This window comes from Curtobacterium sp. 314Chir4.1 (assembly GCF_900215175.1).
Lineage (GTDB): Bacteria > Actinomycetota > Actinomycetes > Actinomycetales > Microbacteriaceae > Curtobacterium > Curtobacterium pusillum_A.
Genome location: NZ_OCMI01000002.1, coordinates 164933 through 180011, shown reverse-complemented (window position 1 = coordinate 180011; position 15079 = coordinate 164933). Strand labels below are relative to the sequence as shown.

13 protein-coding genes and 1 pseudogene are annotated in these 15079 nt (G+C 71.1%); 4 read left to right on the top strand and 10 right to left on the bottom strand.

Annotation, left to right across the window (positions count from 1 at the left end; all coding sequences use genetic code 11):
* The first annotated feature begins 7 nt into the window (after positions 1-7).
* Both CRP27_RS05785 and CRP27_RS05780 read left to right on the top strand, forming a co-directional pair.
* Entirely contained in the window at positions 8-631 is a 624-nt protein-coding gene (locus CRP27_RS05785; RefSeq protein ID WP_097179797.1) for an isochorismatase family protein, read from the top strand.
* Between the two features lie 26 nt (positions 632-657).
* Positions 658-2139, top strand: coding sequence for an NAD-dependent succinate-semialdehyde dehydrogenase (locus CRP27_RS05780; RefSeq protein ID WP_097180305.1), 1482 nt, complete (start codon positions 658-660; stop codon positions 2137-2139).
* Between the two features lie 18 nt (positions 2140-2157).
* Here CRP27_RS05780 and CRP27_RS05775 read toward each other — a convergent pair whose 3' ends face one another.
* From CRP27_RS05775 to CRP27_RS05730, 10 genes and pseudogenes are all read right to left on the bottom strand, one after another.
* Positions 2158-3969 carry an ABC transporter ATP-binding protein gene (locus CRP27_RS05775; RefSeq protein ID WP_097179796.1) on the bottom strand — a complete coding sequence of 604 codons (1812 nt, stop codon included), beginning with the start codon at positions 3967-3969 and terminating at the stop codon, positions 2158-2160.
* Between the two features lie 7 nt (positions 3970-3976).
* Positions 3977-4192 carry a hypothetical protein gene (locus CRP27_RS05770; protein ID WP_022907338.1) on the bottom strand — a complete coding sequence of 72 codons (216 nt, stop codon included), beginning with the start codon at positions 4190-4192 and terminating at the stop codon, positions 3977-3979.
* A gap of 193 nt (positions 4193-4385) precedes the next feature.
* Complete coding sequence (locus CRP27_RS05765) at positions 4386-5798, bottom strand: MFS transporter (protein WP_097179795.1); 1413 nt, start codon at positions 5796-5798, stop codon at positions 4386-4388.
* Between the two features lie 176 nt (positions 5799-5974).
* Positions 5975-6583 (bottom strand): annotated as a pseudogene (ribA, locus tag CRP27_RS05760) (GTP cyclohydrolase II); the annotation flags it as partial.
* Between the two features lie 29 nt (positions 6584-6612).
* Complete coding sequence (gene ribD, locus CRP27_RS05755) at positions 6613-7665, bottom strand: bifunctional diaminohydroxyphosphoribosylaminopyrimidine deaminase/5-amino-6-(5-phosphoribosylamino)uracil reductase RibD (protein WP_255257508.1); 1053 nt, start codon at positions 7663-7665, stop codon at positions 6613-6615.
* Between the two features lie 62 nt (positions 7666-7727).
* Positions 7728-8297 (bottom strand): GNAT family N-acetyltransferase, encoded by a 570-nt coding sequence (locus CRP27_RS05750; protein WP_176505481.1) that lies wholly within the window; start codon positions 8295-8297, stop codon positions 7728-7730.
* 25 nt (positions 8298-8322) lie between these two features.
* Entirely contained in the window at positions 8323-9333 is a 1011-nt protein-coding gene (trpS, locus tag CRP27_RS05745) for a tryptophan--tRNA ligase (RefSeq protein ID WP_097179791.1), read from the bottom strand.
* 37 nt (positions 9334-9370) lie between these two features.
* Entirely contained in the window at positions 9371-10213 is an 843-nt protein-coding gene (locus CRP27_RS05740; protein ID WP_079236524.1) for an exodeoxyribonuclease III, read from the bottom strand.
* A gap of 187 nt (positions 10214-10400) precedes the next feature.
* The gene (locus CRP27_RS05735) at positions 10401-10673 is read right to left on the bottom strand and encodes an HPr family phosphocarrier protein (RefSeq protein ID WP_097179790.1); all 273 of its coding nucleotides are present in this window, start codon (positions 10671-10673) and stop codon (positions 10401-10403) included.
* 81 nt (positions 10674-10754) lie between these two features.
* Positions 10755-11525, bottom strand: coding sequence for a DeoR/GlpR family DNA-binding transcription regulator (locus tag CRP27_RS05730; RefSeq protein WP_079236522.1), 771 nt, complete (start codon positions 11523-11525; stop codon positions 10755-10757).
* 274 nt (positions 11526-11799) lie between these two features.
* Here CRP27_RS05730 and ptsP point away from each other — a divergent pair, with 274 nt between their 5' ends.
* Positions 11800-13455, top strand: coding sequence for a phosphoenolpyruvate--protein phosphotransferase (ptsP, locus tag CRP27_RS05725; protein WP_097179789.1), 1656 nt, complete (start codon positions 11800-11802; stop codon positions 13453-13455).
* 59 nt (positions 13456-13514) lie between these two features.
* Positions 13515-15068, top strand: coding sequence for a PTS mannitol transporter subunit IICB (locus CRP27_RS05720; protein WP_097179788.1), 1554 nt, complete (start codon positions 13515-13517; stop codon positions 15066-15068).
* Positions 15069-15079 lie beyond the last annotated feature (11 nt).

Below are 15079 nucleotides of genomic sequence, written 5' to 3'. Positions count from 1 at the left end.
TGACCCCATGGCCAGGGCACTGCTCATCGTCGACGTCCAGAACGACTTCACCGAGGACGGCGCCCTCGCGGTCGCCGGCGGGGCGGAGCTCGCCGCCCGCATCTCGGCGTTCCTCCACCGCCACGCCGAGGACGAGTACGACCTCGTGGTGGGCTCCCGCGACTGGCACCACGGCGACGACGACAACGGCGGGCACTTCGCCGGTCCCGAGGGTCCGGACTTCGTGACCACGTGGCCCGTGCACTGCGTCGCTGGCACGCCCGGGGCCGAGTACCACCCGGAGCTTGACACCGAGTACGTCGACGTCGACGTGTTCAAGGGCCAGGGGACCCCGGACTACTCGGCGTTCCAGGCCCGGACCGATGGCGGCGTCCTGCTGCCCGGACTCCTCGCCGAGCACCACGTGACGACGGTCGACGTCATCGGCCTCGCCACCGACCACTGCGTCCGCGCGACGGCCCTCGATGCACTGGCGGCCGGGTACGACGTCGCGGTGTTCGACGACCTGGTCGCCGGCGTGGACGCGGACCGGAGCGCCCGGGCACTGGACGAGATCCGCACGGCCGGCGGGCACGTCGACCACAGCGACATGGACGAGGGGTTGGCGAACCCCGGAGGAGCAGTACTGTGACGGACACCACCACACCCACCACCGCCCTGACCACGACGGTCGCCGACGACAACGTCTCGGTCGAGGGGGTGCCGACCGGCCTGTTCATCGGCGGGCGCTGGCGGGCTGCCTCCGGTGGCGCGACCTTCCCCGTGCGCGATCCCTCGACGGGCGAGGTGCTCGCGGAGGTCGCGGACGCCACCCCCGCGGACGGCATCGCCGCGCTCGACGCCGCCGTCGCCGCGCAGGACTCGTGGGCCGCCACCCCGCCGCGGCAGCGCTCCGACCTGCTCCGCGCTGCGTTCGACCTGGTGCGGGAGCACGCCGAGGACCTGGCAGCGCTCATGACGCTGGAGATGGGGAAGCCCCTCGCCGAGGCCCGTGGCGAGGTCACCTACGGCGGTGAGTTCCTCCGCTGGTTCTCCGAGGAGGCCGTCCGCATCGGTGGCGACTACCGCACCAACCCGGAGGGCACCGGCCGTGCGATCGTGCTGAAGCGTCCGGTCGGCCCGGTGTACGCGATCACCCCGTGGAACTTCCCGCTCGCGATGGCGACCCGGAAGATCGGCCCGGCGCTCGCGGCCGGGTGCACCGTCGTCGTGAAGCCGGCCGAGCTCACGCCGCTCACGACGCTGTTCCTCGTCGAGCTGTTCCGTCGTGCCGGCCTGCCGGACGGGGTCCTCAACGTGGTGCCGTCCCTCGACGCGAAGGGGTTGTCCGAGCCGATCATCGCCGATCGCCGGCTCCGGAAGCTGACCTTCACGGGATCGACGCCCGTCGGCTCGGCGCTCCTGAAGCAGGCCGCCGACAACGTCCTCAAGACCAGCATGGAGCTCGGCGGCAACGCCCCGCTCCTGGTGTTCGACGACGCCGACCTCGACACCGCGGTCACGGCCGCGATGCTCGCGAAGTTCCGCAACGTCGGCGAGGCCTGCACCGCCGCGAACCGGTTCTTCGTGCAGGAGGGCATCGCCGACGCCTTCACCGCAGCGCTCACCGCGAAGGTCGACGAGTTCCGGATCGGCCGGGGGAGCGAGGAGGGCACCACGATGGGGCCGCTCATCGACGACCGTGCGGTGGACAAGGCCGCTCGACTCGTCGACGACGCCGTCGCCCGCGGAGCCCGACTCGTCACCGGCGGGCAGCGCGTCGACCGCCCGGGGACGTACTACGCACCGACGGTCCTCGACGACGTGCAGCCCGGGTCGGACATCCTCACGACGGAGATCTTCGGCCCGGTGGTGTCGATCACACGATTCACCACCGAGGAAGAAGGGATCCGGCTCGCGAACGACACCGAGTTCGGGCTGATCGCGTACGCGTACACGTCGGACTTCGCCCGCGGGCAGCGGCTGGCCGAGCGCCTCGAGACGGGGATGCTCGGGCTCAACACCGCCGTCGTGTCGAACGCCGCGTTCCCGTTCGGCGGCGTGAAGTCCTCCGGCCTCGGCCGCGAGGGGTCCCACGAGGGGATCGAGGAGTACCTCGAGAGCGTCTATGTCTTGACACCAGACCCCTTCGCCGCCTGAGCGGCAACCGGCCCGGCGTCAGACCAGGAGCTGGTGCTTCGCCAGGTCGCGGTACAGCGGCGTGGACTCGACGAGCTCGGAGTGCGTGCCGACCCCGACGACCCGGCCGTGCTCGAGCACGACGATCACGTCAGAGTCGACCACTGTGGACAGCCGGTGCGCGATCACGAGCAACGTGCGGTCCTCGGCCACGGCGTCGATCGCGAGCCGCATCTTCTGCTCGTTCACGCCGTCGAGCGACGACGTGGACTCGTCGAGCAGCAGGATCGGGGGAGCGGCGAGCAGCGCGCGGGCGATCGCCAGACGCTGCCGCTCACCACCGGAGAGCATGACGCCGTCCTCGCCGACCTGGGCGTCGAGGCCGCGCGGGTCGCGGTGCAGGACCTCGCCGAGGTTGACCGCCTCGAGGACGCGGACGCAGTCGTCCTCGGTCGCGTTCGGTGACCCGAGCAGCAGGTTCGCCCGGATGGTGCCGGCCAGCACCGGGGCGTCCTGCTCCACGTAGCCGATCTGGGCGCGGAGCTCGGCCCGGTCCAGCCCACGGACGTCGACGCCGCCGAGCCGGATCACGCCGTCGGTCGGGTCGTAGAACCGCTCGATGAGCGCCAACGTCGTCGACTTGCCCGCACCGGACGGCCCCACCAGGGCGACCCGCGATCCGCGCGGCACCCGGAAGGAGACGTCGTGCAGCACCGCCTGCTCGGCGTCGGCGGTCTCGGGGAGGGGATCCGTGCCTCCAGGCCCGTCGGCGGGACCGTCGTACCGGAACGACACGTGCTCGAACGTGATGGCGTCGTCGGACTCGACCGCGGCGGCGACGCGCACCGCGCCGTCGTCCTGGGCCTCGGTCGGCAGGTGCAGGATCTCTTCGATGCGTCCGAGGGCACCGAGCGCCTGGGCGACGGCGACGACCGCGCCCATCGCCTGGCCGAGCGGCATGATCATCATGAAGAGCAGCAGGATGAACGTGATGAGGGTGGCGATCGTGATCGTTCCGGCGGCGACCTGCGCGCCGCCGACGCCGAGCACGGCGATGAACGCCACCTGCATGACGATGCTCGCGACCGGGACGACGAACGCCGACATCCTCGCGATGTCGAGGCCGCGCTTGTAGGCCTCGGTGGCGTGGCCGTCGACCTCCTGCACCTCGCGCTCCGTCGCACCCGCGGCGCGGATGGTGCGGACGGCGCCGATGCCGCGCTCGACCGCGGCGGTGAGGTCGCCGACCTTCTCCTGCGCCTTCTTCGACGCGATGCGGATGCGGCGGCTCAGCCCACCGACGACGACGATGGCGACGAGCACGATGACGACCGTGATGCCGAGCAGCAGCGGGTCGATGATCGCCATCGCGATGACCGCGCCGATGAAGGTGAGGGCGCCGCCGATCGACTCGATGAGCCCCTGCGTGAGCACCGCGCGGAGCAGCGTGGTGTCGCTGCCGACCCGGGACACGAGGTCGCCGGTGCGACGCGTGTCGAACTCGGAGATCGGCAGGTTGAGGATGCGGGCGATGAGCTTGCGACGGGTGGAGAGGACCACGCCCTCACCCGCGCGCTGGAGCAGGAAGTGCTGGACGCCGTTCAGGACGCCGGACACGAGCACCAGGGCGACGAGGGCCCACACGAGCATGCTGAGCGTGTTGCCGTGCTGCACCGCCGTGACCACCTGGTTCACGAGCAGCGGCTGGGCGAGGGACGCACCCGCGCCGAGGATGCTCAGCACGATGATCACGACCATCGCGGGCTTGTTCTCGAACAGGTAGCCCAGCAGCCGGCCGAAGCTGGCGCGGGGGCCGTCGGTCTTCTTGGGTCGCGCGAAGGGGGAGCTCATCGTGTTCCTAGTTTCTGCCGTACTTCTTGTGCACTGCCTGTCGACTGACGCCGAGCAGCGTCGCGATCTCCTGCCACGAGGCGCCGGCGTTCCGGGCACGACGGGCGGCGAGTTCCTCGGTCCGGTCGAGTTCACGGCGGAGCTCGCGCACGCTGGCCAGGGCGGAGAACGGGTCGTCCCCCGCTGCCCCCGCGGCGAGGCTCGTGATGGTCGGTCGGTCCATGCGTGTCAACCTACATTGACGCGCCGACACGTGTCAACCTGAGTTGACGTTCGGACTCGGAACGACGACTCCGACGTCGTACGACATCGACATCGTCGTTCCGGCTCGGCAGATCGGAACGGAACCCGACCACAGACGGACTGGAGGCGCGGTGCCAGCTGGCACCGCGCCTCCAGTCCGGACAGGGGTCGCGTCAGGCGCGAGCCCCCGCAGGGGCCGCGTCCGGCGTGCCGGACCGGTCCGCCTCGTCGAGGCCCGCGCTCTTCGTCTCGCGGACGAACAGGAGCGCGACGAGGGTGACCACGGCTGCGATCGTCAGGTACAGGCCGACCATGAAGATGTTCCCGTCCGGCTTCCACAGCGCCAGCGCGATCGTCGGCGCGAGCGAGGCACCGAGGATCGAAGCGACGTTGTACGCGATCGCCGAACCCGTGTAGCGGACGTTCGTCGGGAACAGCTCCGGCAGCAGGGCGCCCATCGGACCGAACGTCAGCCCCATCAGCGACAGCCCCACGATGAGGAAGGTGACGACGGTGATCGGACCGGTCGACGCCGCGAACCAGAACTGGAACGTCAGGCCGAACAGTGCGATGCCGACGGTCGTGGGGATGAGGGTGCGACGACGCCCGAACTTGTCGGCGAGCATGCCGGCGACCGGGGTGAAGATGCCGAAGAACACGACGCCGATCATGAGCAGCGTCAGGAACTCGCCGCGGGTGTAGCCGAGCCCGATCTTCGGGACGAGCGGCCCCGCCTCGGCACCCGTCGTGCCGTACGACAGCGTGAACGTCGTCATGAAGTAGAAGAGCACGTAGGTCGCGACCATGCCGAAGGTGCCGACGATGAGCGCCTTCCACGAGGTGCGGAACACCCGGCCGAGCGGGATCTTCGCGACCGTGCCGGACTCCTGGACGCCGCGGAACACGGGGGACTCGACGAGCTTGAAGCGCACGTAGAGGCCGACGATCACGAGGACCGCCGAGAGCAGGAACGGCAGCCGCCAGCCCCAGGCCTGGAAGTCCGGGTTCGGGGTGCCGTCGGCACCGGCCGGCATCGCCGCGTTGATCGCGATGAACAGGCCGTTGGCGAGCAGGAAGCCGATCGGGGCGCCGAGCTGCGGCATCGAGCCGAACACGCCGCGCTTGCCCTTCGGGGCGTTCTCCGTCGCGAGCAGCGCCGCGCCGGACCACTCTCCGCCGAGGCCGACGCCCTGTGCGAAGCGCATCACCGCGAGCAGGACCGGTGCCCAGATGCCGATCGAGTCGAACGTCGGCAGGCAGCCGATCAGGAACGTGGCCGTGCCCATCACGAGCAGGGACGCGACGAGGGTCGCCTTGCGGCCGACGCGGTCACCGAAGTGGCCGAAGAGGACCGAGCCGACGGGGCGCGCGAAGAACGCGAGGGCGAAGGTCACGAACGAGGACAGCTGCGAGGCCGTCGGGTCCTCGTTGGGGAAGAACAGCGTCGGGAAGACGAGGACCGCGGCCGTCGCGTAGACGTAGAAGTCGTAGAACTCGATGGAGGTGCCGACGAGGCTGGCGATCACGACGCGGGAGCGCGGATTGCCGGCGGTCTTCGGGGTTGCGGGTGCCGGTGCGGCGGACATGGGGTGAGGGGACTCCGTGGGGGAGCGCTCGAGGGGAGCGCAGCGGTCAGCCGGACGGCGGACACCGGTCGGTTCGCGCAGGGTGGCGCGGACACCGATCGGGTGCGTTCGGCTGTGGTGGTGGACCGCTTGTGACGGAAGCCCCCATCGTACGACAGATGTCGTGCACCTGCGAATCAGCCCAGGTGGGCGGGGAGCTGGTGGCCCATCCGGTCGCGCTTGGTGTCGAGGTACCCGGTGTTCTGCGCGGAGACGCCGACGACGAGCGGCACGAGGCTCTCGACCGAGATGCCGTGCTCCTCGAGCTGGCGGCGCTTCTCGGGGTTGTTCGAGAGCAGCCGGACGCTCGTGAGGCCGAGGTCGGCGAGGATGCCGGCCGCACCGCCGTACGCGCGGGAGTCGGCGGGGAGGCCGAGCGCGAGGTTCGCGTCGAGGGTGTCCAGGCCGTCCTCCTGCAGGCGGTAGGCCTTCAGCTTGTTGATGAGGCCGATGCCGCGCCCCTCCTGCCCGCGCAGGTAGACGACCACACCGCCCTCGGCCGCGATCGTGTCGAGCGCCGCGTCGAGCTGCGGGCCGCACTCGCACTTGAGGGACCCGAACGCCTCGCCCGTCAGGCACTCCGAGTGCACGCGCACGAGCGCGCCGTCGCGGGGTGCGGCGCCGTCGGGTCCGGAGCCGATGATCGCGACGTGCTCGGCGCTCGTGACGAGGTCGCGGTAGGCGCGCATCTCGAACGTGCCGTGGGTCGTCGGGACGTTCGTGGACACCTCGAACTGGACCGGGCTCCCGGGGGTGGGGGAGGTGAGTGCGTCGGTCATGGGGTGCTCCGGTCGTTCTGGGGCCCCTCGTCTCCGAGCGCGTCCGCCACCGGCCGGGCCTGGCGGTGGGGTCGAGCTCGGACCAGCAGGTCGGGGCCGAGGCTGGTGGTCGATAGTACGTCCAACCTCCGACGCTCGCCGATGCTTCCCACACCGACGTCATCGAGGGCAACACGGGGACCGCCGAGCAGCACGGGTGCGAGGTACACGAGGTACTCGTCGACGAGTCCCGCGGCGATGAGCGCCGACGCGACGGTGGGGCCGCCCTCGACGAACACCGAGTGCACGCCGTGGTCGCGGAGGGCGCCGAGCGAGGCGGCGAGGTCGTGTCCCGGCAGCGTGACGAGCCCGCGGGGGTGCCGGCGCACGGCGGCGTGGTCGGGGACGGGCCGGTCGCCGAACACGACGGGCAGCGGCTGGTCCGGCAGGAGCTCCCCGGCGTCGCCCCGCGCGGTGAGGCTCGGGTCGTCGGCGAGGACCGTACCGGTGCCGACGAGGATCGCGTCGTGGGCGGCGCGCTGCTCGTGCACGTGCTGGCGCGCGGCGGCACCGGTGATCCACCGGCTCGTGCCGTCCGCCGCGGCGGCGCGGCCGTCGAGGCTCGACGCCCACTTCACGGTCACCCACGGCCGACCCAGGCGGACGGAGAGGAGCCACCGCTCGAGGAACGCCTCGGCCTCGTCCGCGAGGACGCCCGAGACCACCTCGACGCCGGCGGCGCGGAGCCGGTCGGCGCCGCCGTGCGCGTCCGCACCGGGGTCGTCGATCGCGTACACCACCCGGCCGACGCCGGCCTCGATGAGGGCGACGGCGCACGGGCCGGTGCGGCCGGTGTGGTTGCAGGGCTCGAGCGTGACCACCGCCGTGGCACCGCGGAGGGCATCGGCGGGGACCTTGGCCATCGCGTCGACCTCGGCGTGCGGGGTGCCGGCTCCCCGGTGCCAGCCCTCGGCGAGGACGGCACCATCGGGGGAGAGGATGACCGCCCCGACGCGGGCGTGGTCGCCGACCGCGGGGCCGAGCGCGGCGAGTTCGAGGCCGCGGCGCATGGCGCGGACCTCGGCCGGGGTGGTGGTGCTGCTCACGACCCGAGACTACCGGCGCGGCGCCGTCAGCCGACGTCGCCGGTGGCGAACGTCTCCGCCGGCCACGCCAGGTCGGAGGCCGGGGACCCGTCGGCGCGACGGAGGCCCTTCCACGCGGTCGTCGGCGCACCGTCACGTCCGGGGATCCGGGCTTCGCCCGTGCCGGTGTACGAGAAGCCCGCGGCCCGGGCGACGGACGCCGATGCCGTGTTGCCCGCGTAGCACTCCCAGGAGACGTCGGGAGCGCCCTGTCCGAACGCCCAGTCGAGCACCAGTCCGACGGCGTCGTGCATGAGTCCGGCGCCCCGGGCGGACGGCGCGAGCCAGAACCCGAGGTCGCGGTTCGCGGTCCGGTAGCCGACGATGCCCTCGAGCCAGGTCGACCCCGCGCGGCGGATCGCCCAGGTGTACTCACGGTCGGACGCCCACCCCGGCCCCACGAGGGCGTCGACGAACGTGGTGGCGTCCCGCGCCGTGTACGGCGTCGGGATCGTCGTCCACCGCACGATCGCCGGGTCCTGGCAGGCCTCGGTGATCGCGGCGACGTCCGCCCGGGTGGGGACGTCGAGGTGCACCCGGGCGGACGTCAACGTCACGGGGATCATGTCGGGCCCGGTCGGGTCAGCGCCGGGTGCGCGGCACGAAGCCGATGCGCTCGTAGACCTTCGCGAGGGTCTCGGACGCGATCGACTCGGCACGCTCGGCACCGACCTCGAGGAGCCGGTCGAGCTCCGCCGGGTCGTCGAGGAGCTCGAGCGTGCGGGCGCGCACCGGCTCGAGCTCGGCCACGACGGCGTCCGCGACCTCACCCTTCAGATCGCCGTAGCCCTTGCCCTGGAACGACTCCTCGAGCGCGGCGACCGGGGTGCCCGTGAACGCCGACAGGATCGACAGCAGGTTCGTGATGCCCGGCTTGGCCTGGCGGTCCGCACGGATCTCCCGCTCGGTGTCGGTGACGGCCGAACGGATCTTCTTGGCCGTGCGCTTCGGGTCGTCGAGCAGCCGGATGAGGCCGTTGTCGGACGCAGCCGACTTGCTCATCTTGCTCGTCGGGTCCTGCAGGTCGTAGATCCGGGCGGTGTCCGTCAGGATCCGGGCCTCCGGCGCGACGAACGTGTCACCGAACCGCGAGTTGAAGCGGCCGGCGAGGTCGCGGGTGAGCTCGACGTGCTGCCGCTGGTCGTCGCCGACCGGGACGACCTTCGTGTCGTACAGCAGGATGTCCGCCGCCATCAGCACCGGGTACGTGAAGAGTCCGACCGACGCGGCCTCGGCACCCTGCCGCGCCGACTTGTCCTTGAACTGGGTCATCCGGCTCGCCTCACCGAACCCGGTGAGGGTGTTGAGCACCCACGCGAGCTCGGCGTGCGCCGGCACGTGCGACTGCACGAACAGCGTCGCCTTCGTCGGGTCGATGCCCGACGCGATGTACTGCGCTGCCGTCGCGCGGGTGTTCGCCCGCAGCTCGGCCGGGTCCTGCGGGGAGGTGATCGCGTGCATGTCGACGACGCAGTAGATCGCGTCGTAGTCGTCGAGCAGTGTCCTCCACTGCATGAGCGCGCCGATGTAGTTGCCGAGGTGGAGGGATCCGGCCGACGGCTGGATGCCCGAGAAGATGCGCGTCTTGGTCATGGTGTTGCTGTCCTGTAGCTGCTGGAGAGTGAGGAGGTCAGATCTCGTAGTCGACGACCACGGGGGCGTGGTCGGACCATCGCTGGTCGTACGCAGCGGCCCGGTCGACCGTGTACTGCGTGACCTTCGCGGCGAGCTCCGGGGTCGCCATCTGGTAGTCGATGCGCCAGCCCGTGTCGTTGTCGAACGCCTGGCCGCGCCAGGACCACCACGTGTACGGACCCTCGACGTCGCCGGCCTGCTCGCGGCCGACGTCGACCCAGCCGAGGCCGGTGCCGGTCGAGCCGTCCGCGCCCTCGACCTCGGAGCCGTCCGCACCGAAGAAGCGCGAGAAGTAGGCACGCTCGCGGGGCAGGAAGCCGGCGCGCTTCACGTTGCCCTTCCAGTTCTTGATGTCGCGCTGGTCGTGCCCGACGTTGAGGTCGCCGACGACCACGGCGAGCGGGTTGTGCTCGCGCAGCTTCGGCAGGCGTTCCGTCATCGCGTCGAGGAACTTCCACTTCTCGTCCTGCTTCGGGGTGTCGACCTCGCCCGAGTGCACGTAGGTGGACACCACGGTGACGGTGGTGCCGCCGATCTCGTAGTCGGCCTCGAGCCAGCGTCCGGCGGAGTCGAAGTCGTCGGCGCCGAGCGCGACGCGGTGCACGTGGGCGCTGTGCCGCGAGGCGATCGCGACGCCCGCGCGGCCCTTGGCGGTGGCCGGGTCGTGCACGATGTCCCACTCGTCGCCGAGCAGACCGGCGAGGTCGTCGCTCGAGGCACGGACCTCCTGCAGGGCCAGCACGTCGACGTCACGGGTGGCGAGCCAGTCGCCCATCCCCTTGCGGAAGGCGGCGCGGACGCCGTTCACGTTGACGGATGCGAGGCGCAGGCGTGTCATGCAGAACACCTTATCGGCGGGCGCCGACAGCCCTGGACCCGGCCCCGGACGGACGGGAGGCGCGGTGCCAGCTGGCACCGTCCCTCCAGGCACGGCCGTCACCCCGCTGGCGCGGTGCGCCGGTACCGGCTGGTGGGGCCCACCTCCCGTCCGTTCCGTGGTCGCGTCCAGGACGCGACCCGCGTGGTCAGGCCGCGTCGTGGTCCGTCTTGAGGAACTCGACCAGGTTGTCCGCGGTCGTCTCGGCGTCGTCGCCGGTCACGGTGAGCGTGACCTCGTCGCCGTTCTCGATGCCCAGGCCGAGGAGCGCGAGGATGCTGCCCGCGTTGCCGGACTTCTCGCCCTTCGCGATCGTGACCTGGTGGCCCGACGCCGTCACGGTCTGGACGAACAGGGACGCGGGACGGGCGTGCAGGCCGGACGCGCTGGCGACGGTGACGGTGCGGGTGGCTTCGGACATCGATTGACTCCTCGTCGATGGGTGGTGCGCTCATGGTAGCGAGCACGGTGTGGGCGGGTGCTGGACGGGCGGTGGACGCGGTCAGTCGCGTCCGGGCCAGAAGACCTCGGTGCCGGCGGCCTCGACCTCGCGGACGAGGTCGGCGTTCACGGCGGGGTCGGTGATGATCGTGTCGATCGCGGCGAGCGGCGCGACGCGACCGAACTCCTCGCGTCCGAACTTGGTGTGGTCGGCGAGCAGGATGCTCCGGCGTGCGGACTTGATCATCGCGGACTTCACGGCGGCCTCGGCCATGTTGTGCGTCGTGAGGCCGCGCTCCGGGGTGATCCCGTTGATGCTGATGAAGGCGACGTCGACGCTCACCATGCCGATGAGCTGGTGCGTCCACGTGCCGACCCCGGCGAGGGAGTCGCTGCGGATGTTGCCGCCGAGCAGGTGCAGGTCGATGCCCGGGCGGTTCGCGACGGCCATCGCGACGGGCAGCGAGTGCGTCACCACGGTGAGCCCGCGGTCGGTGGGGAGCATCTCGGCGAGGCAGATCGTCGAGGTCCCGGCGTCGATCATGACCGAGCCGTTCTCGGGCAGTTCGCCCAGTGCGGCCTCGGCGATGACCATCTTCTCGGCCTGGTTGATGCCGCCGCGGTCGCCGACGCCGGGGTGGATGGTGATGCGCTCGACGGGGATGGCCCCGCCGTGGGCACGACGGACCAGGCCGCGGCGCTCGAGGCTCGTGAGGTCCCGCCGGATGGTCTCGGGGGTGACCTCGAGCAGCTCGGCGAGGTCCTTGACGTCGACCCGGCCCTGCGCGCGCGCCTGTTCGACGATGCGCTGGTGGCGCTCTGGTGCGTACATCGTGGGCCTCGTCGTCTCGGGATGCGGGTGGAACGGTGGACTCGGATCGGAACGGACACGACCGGGCACGTCGTCGACGGAACCGAGCCGAACGGATTGGCCGTCAGACGCAAACGGGCATCTGTTTCTGCATTTTTATCCCCGGATGTGTTTGTTTGTCAACGCGGATCGGGGTATGGTGCTGCTCAAGCCGCACGGGCGGGGTTCCCGCCGTGTCGCTGCGCACCGAACGAACCACCCCACCGCAAGCGCGTGTGAGATGAAGGAGTCTCGAATGTCCGAACTGCTCGGAACCGGCGTCGGCCGTGGCGTCGCCCAGGGCCCCGTGCTCCGGATGGCGGACCCGCTCGGCGAACCGTCGACCGCAGCGCTCGAGGGCTCGGCCGACGACGCGAAGCAGGCAGTGGCCTCGGCGATCGCCGCGGTGGCGGAGGACCTCAACAAGCGCGGACAGCTCGCCGGTGGCGACGCCCAGGCCGTGCTCGAGGCACAGGCCCTGATGGCGCAGGACCCGACGCTCCTCGACGACGTGCACGCCCGCATCGACGGCGGCACGAACGCCGAGCGCGCCGTGCACGAGGCGTTCGCCCAGTTCCGCGACCTGCTCGTCGGCATGGGGGGCTACATGGGGGAGCGCGCGGCCGACCTCGACGACGTCGCCCAGCGGATCGTCGCCAAGCTCCGCGGCGTCCCGGCCCCGGGTGTGCCCGAGTCCGACACCCCGTTCGTGCTCGTCGCCCGTGACCTCGCTCCGGCCGACACCGCGCTCCTCGACCTCGACAAGGTCCTCGCACTCGTCACCCGTGACGGTGGGCCGACCTCGCACACCGCGATCCTCGCCCGTGCGAAGGGCATCACCGCGATCGTCGGCGTGACCGGCGCGGACGACCTGTCCGACGGCACGGTCGTCGTCGTGGACGCCGCCGCCGGCACCGTCGTGACCGACCCGTCCGCCGAACTCGTCGCCGACGTCCAGCAGCGCATCGCCGACCGCCTCGCCGCGGCCGCTGCCCCGCTCACCGCCGGGGCCCTCGCCGACGGGCACACCGTGCCCCTGCTCGCGAACCTCGGCAGCCCGGCCGACGCCGCGGGCGCCGTTGCTCTCGGTGCGGAGGGCGTGGGGCTCTTCCGCACCGAGTTCCTCTTCCTCGACTCGCCGAAGGCGCCGACCGTCGACGAGCAGCAGGCCTCCTACGAGCAGCTGCTCGAGGCGTTCCCCGGCAAGAAGGTCGTCGTCCGCGCCCTGGACGCCGGTGCCGACAAGCCGCTGCCGTTCCTCACCGACAAGGACGAGGAGAACCCCGCCCTCGGGCGACGCGGACTCCGCGCGCTCCGGAACCACCCCGAGGTCCTGCGCGACCAGCTCACCGCGCTCGCCCGGGCCGACGCCGAGACCGAGGCCGACCTCTGGGTGATGGCCCCGATGGTCGCCGACGCCGAGGAGACCGAGTACTTCGTCGACCTCGCCCGCGAGCTCGGCATCCGGACCGCCGGCGTCATGGCCGAGGTCCCCTCGCTCGCCCTGATGGCCGAGCAGGTCTTCACGTCCGCCGACTTCGTGTCCATCGGCACGAACGACCTGACCCAGTACACGATGGCCGCCGACCGCATGCTCGGCACCGTCGCGTCCTACCAGGACCCGTGGCACCCCGCCGTCCTCCGACTCGTCGCGCAGCTCGGCTCCGCCGGGTCCGATGCCGGCAAGCCCGTGGGGATCTGCGGCGAGGCAGCAGCCGACCCGCTGCTCGCCGTCGTCCTCGTCGGCCTCGGCGCCACGACCCTCTCCATGACCCCCGCGGCCCTCGCCGACGTGCGCGCCGAACTCGGCAAGCACACGCTCGACCAGGCCCGCGAGATGGCCCAGGCGGCACTCGCCGCGAGCACGGCGGCGGCCGCGAAGTCCGCCGCGGCCGCGGCGCACGCCGTCTGAGCCGACCAGCACCACACCCCTTCACCGCAGCAGCTCCACCACACAGAAAGTCACCGCACATGACAACGTCGTCCGTTGCAGCGCCCGACGCTCCCGCGAAGTCGCGGGGCGGCGCACGCGTCGCCGTTCAGAAGTTCGGCACGTTCCTCTCCGGCATGGTCATGCCCAACATCGCGATCTTCATCGCGTGGGGCATCATCACGGCCTTCTTCATCGAGACCGGCTGGACGCCCGTGGGCATCCTCGGTGGTTTCGGTGAGACGGGCGGTGTCGCGAACGTCGGCCTCGTCGGGCCGATCTTGACCTACCTCATCCCGCTCGCGATCGCGATCCAGGGCGGCCGGATGGTCTACGAGACCCGCGGTGCCGTGGTCGGCTCGATCATGACCATGGGTGTCATCATCGGTGCGAACGGCACGACGATGATCCTCGGCGCGATGATCTGCGGCCCCCTCGGCGCGTACCTCATCAAGCAGATCGACAAGCTCTGGGACGGCAAGATCAAGCCCGGCTTCGAGATGCTCGTCAACAACTACGCGGCCGGCATCCTCGGCTTCGGGCTCGCCATGGCCGGGTTCTTCTGGCTCGCGCCGCTGTTCAAGCTCATCGCCGAGGGCCTCGGCGACGCGGTGAACTTCCTCGTCCAGCACTCGCTGCTCCCGCTCGCCAGCGTGATCATCGAACCGGCCAAGGTGTTCTTCCTGAACAACGCGATCAACCACGGTGTGCTCGACCAGCTCGGCGCGCAGCAGGTGCAGGAGTCCGGCAAGTCGATCCTGTTCCTCCTCGAGGCGAACCCCGGCCCCGGCCTCGGCATCCTGCTCGCCTTCACGTTCTTCGGTGTCGGCATCGCCCGCTCGACCGCTCCCGGCGCGATCATCATCCAGTTCCTCGGCGGGATCCACGAGATCTACTTCCCGTACGTGCTGCAGAAGCCGGTCCTGTTCATCGCCGTCATCCTGGGCGGTGCGACGGGTGTCGCGACCAACGTCGCGTTCCACTCCGGTCTCGTCGCTCCGGCGTCCCCCGGGTCGATCTTCGCGGTCCTCGGTGCCACGGCGAAGGACAGCTTCCTCGGCGTCATCCTGTCGGTCGTCCTGTCCGCCGCGGTGTCGTTCGCGGTCGCGTCGTTCTTCCTCATCGCGACCCGCAAGCGTGACCTGGCCAACGGTGGTGGTGACATGAGCGCCGCGATGGCGAAGCTCCAGGCCAACAAGGGCCGCGACGTCAACGCCGCGACCTCCGGTCTCCTCGGCAACAACAGCCCGGCTAACGAGCAGGAGTCGGAAGCCGCCCTCGGCGGTGTCGGCGCCGGCACGGCCACGGCCACGCGCGTCGAGAACGTCGTGTTCGCCTGCGACGCCGGCATGGGCTCCAGCGCGATGGGCGCCAGCGTCCTCCGCAACAAGGTGAAGAAGGCGGGCATCGAGGGCGTCACGGTCGTCAACAAGGCGATCGCGAACCTCGACGGCTCGGAGGACCTGATCATCACCCAGGAGGAGCTGACGGACCGCGCCAAGCAGAAGAACCCGAACGCGCAGCACGTCTCGGTCGGCAACTTCATGAACGCGCCGCAGTACGACCAGGTCGTCGAACAGCTCAAGAACCAGTAACCAAGTGCAGT

What these genes read in the sequence shown, in the direction of transcription:
- CRP27_RS05785 (WP_097179797.1), top strand. Translation starts at nt 8, where the DNA reads ATGGCCAGGGCACTGCTCATCGTCGACGTCCAGAACGACTTCACCGAG.
- CRP27_RS05775 (WP_097179796.1), bottom strand. Translation starts at nt 3,969, where the DNA reads ATGAGCTCCCCCTTCGCGCGACCCAAGAAGACCGACGGCCCCCGCGCC.
- CRP27_RS05770 (WP_022907338.1), bottom strand. Translation starts at nt 4,192, where the DNA reads ATGGACCGACCGACCATCACGAGCCTCGCCGCGGGGGCAGCGGGGGAC.
- CRP27_RS05765 (WP_097179795.1), bottom strand. Translation starts at nt 5,798, where the DNA reads ATGTCCGCCGCACCGGCACCCGCAACCCCGAAGACCGCCGGCAATCCG.
- ribD (WP_255257508.1), bottom strand. Translation starts at nt 7,665, where the DNA reads ATGCGCCGCGGCCTCGAACTCGCCGCGCTCGGCCCCGCGGTCGGCGAC.
- trpS (WP_097179791.1), bottom strand. Translation starts at nt 9,333, where the DNA reads ATGACCAAGACGCGCATCTTCTCGGGCATCCAGCCGTCGGCCGGATCC.
- CRP27_RS05740 (WP_079236524.1), bottom strand. Translation starts at nt 10,213, where the DNA reads ATGACACGCCTGCGCCTCGCATCCGTCAACGTGAACGGCGTCCGCGCC.
- CRP27_RS05735 (WP_097179790.1), bottom strand. Translation starts at nt 10,673, where the DNA reads ATGTCCGAAGCCACCCGCACCGTCACCGTCGCCAGCGCGTCCGGCCTG.
- CRP27_RS05730 (WP_079236522.1), bottom strand. Translation starts at nt 11,525, where the DNA reads ATGTACGCACCAGAGCGCCACCAGCGCATCGTCGAACAGGCGCGCGCG.
- ptsP (WP_097179789.1), top strand. Translation starts at nt 11,800, where the DNA reads ATGTCCGAACTGCTCGGAACCGGCGTCGGCCGTGGCGTCGCCCAGGGC.
- CRP27_RS05720 (WP_097179788.1), top strand. Translation starts at nt 13,515, where the DNA reads ATGACAACGTCGTCCGTTGCAGCGCCCGACGCTCCCGCGAAGTCGCGG.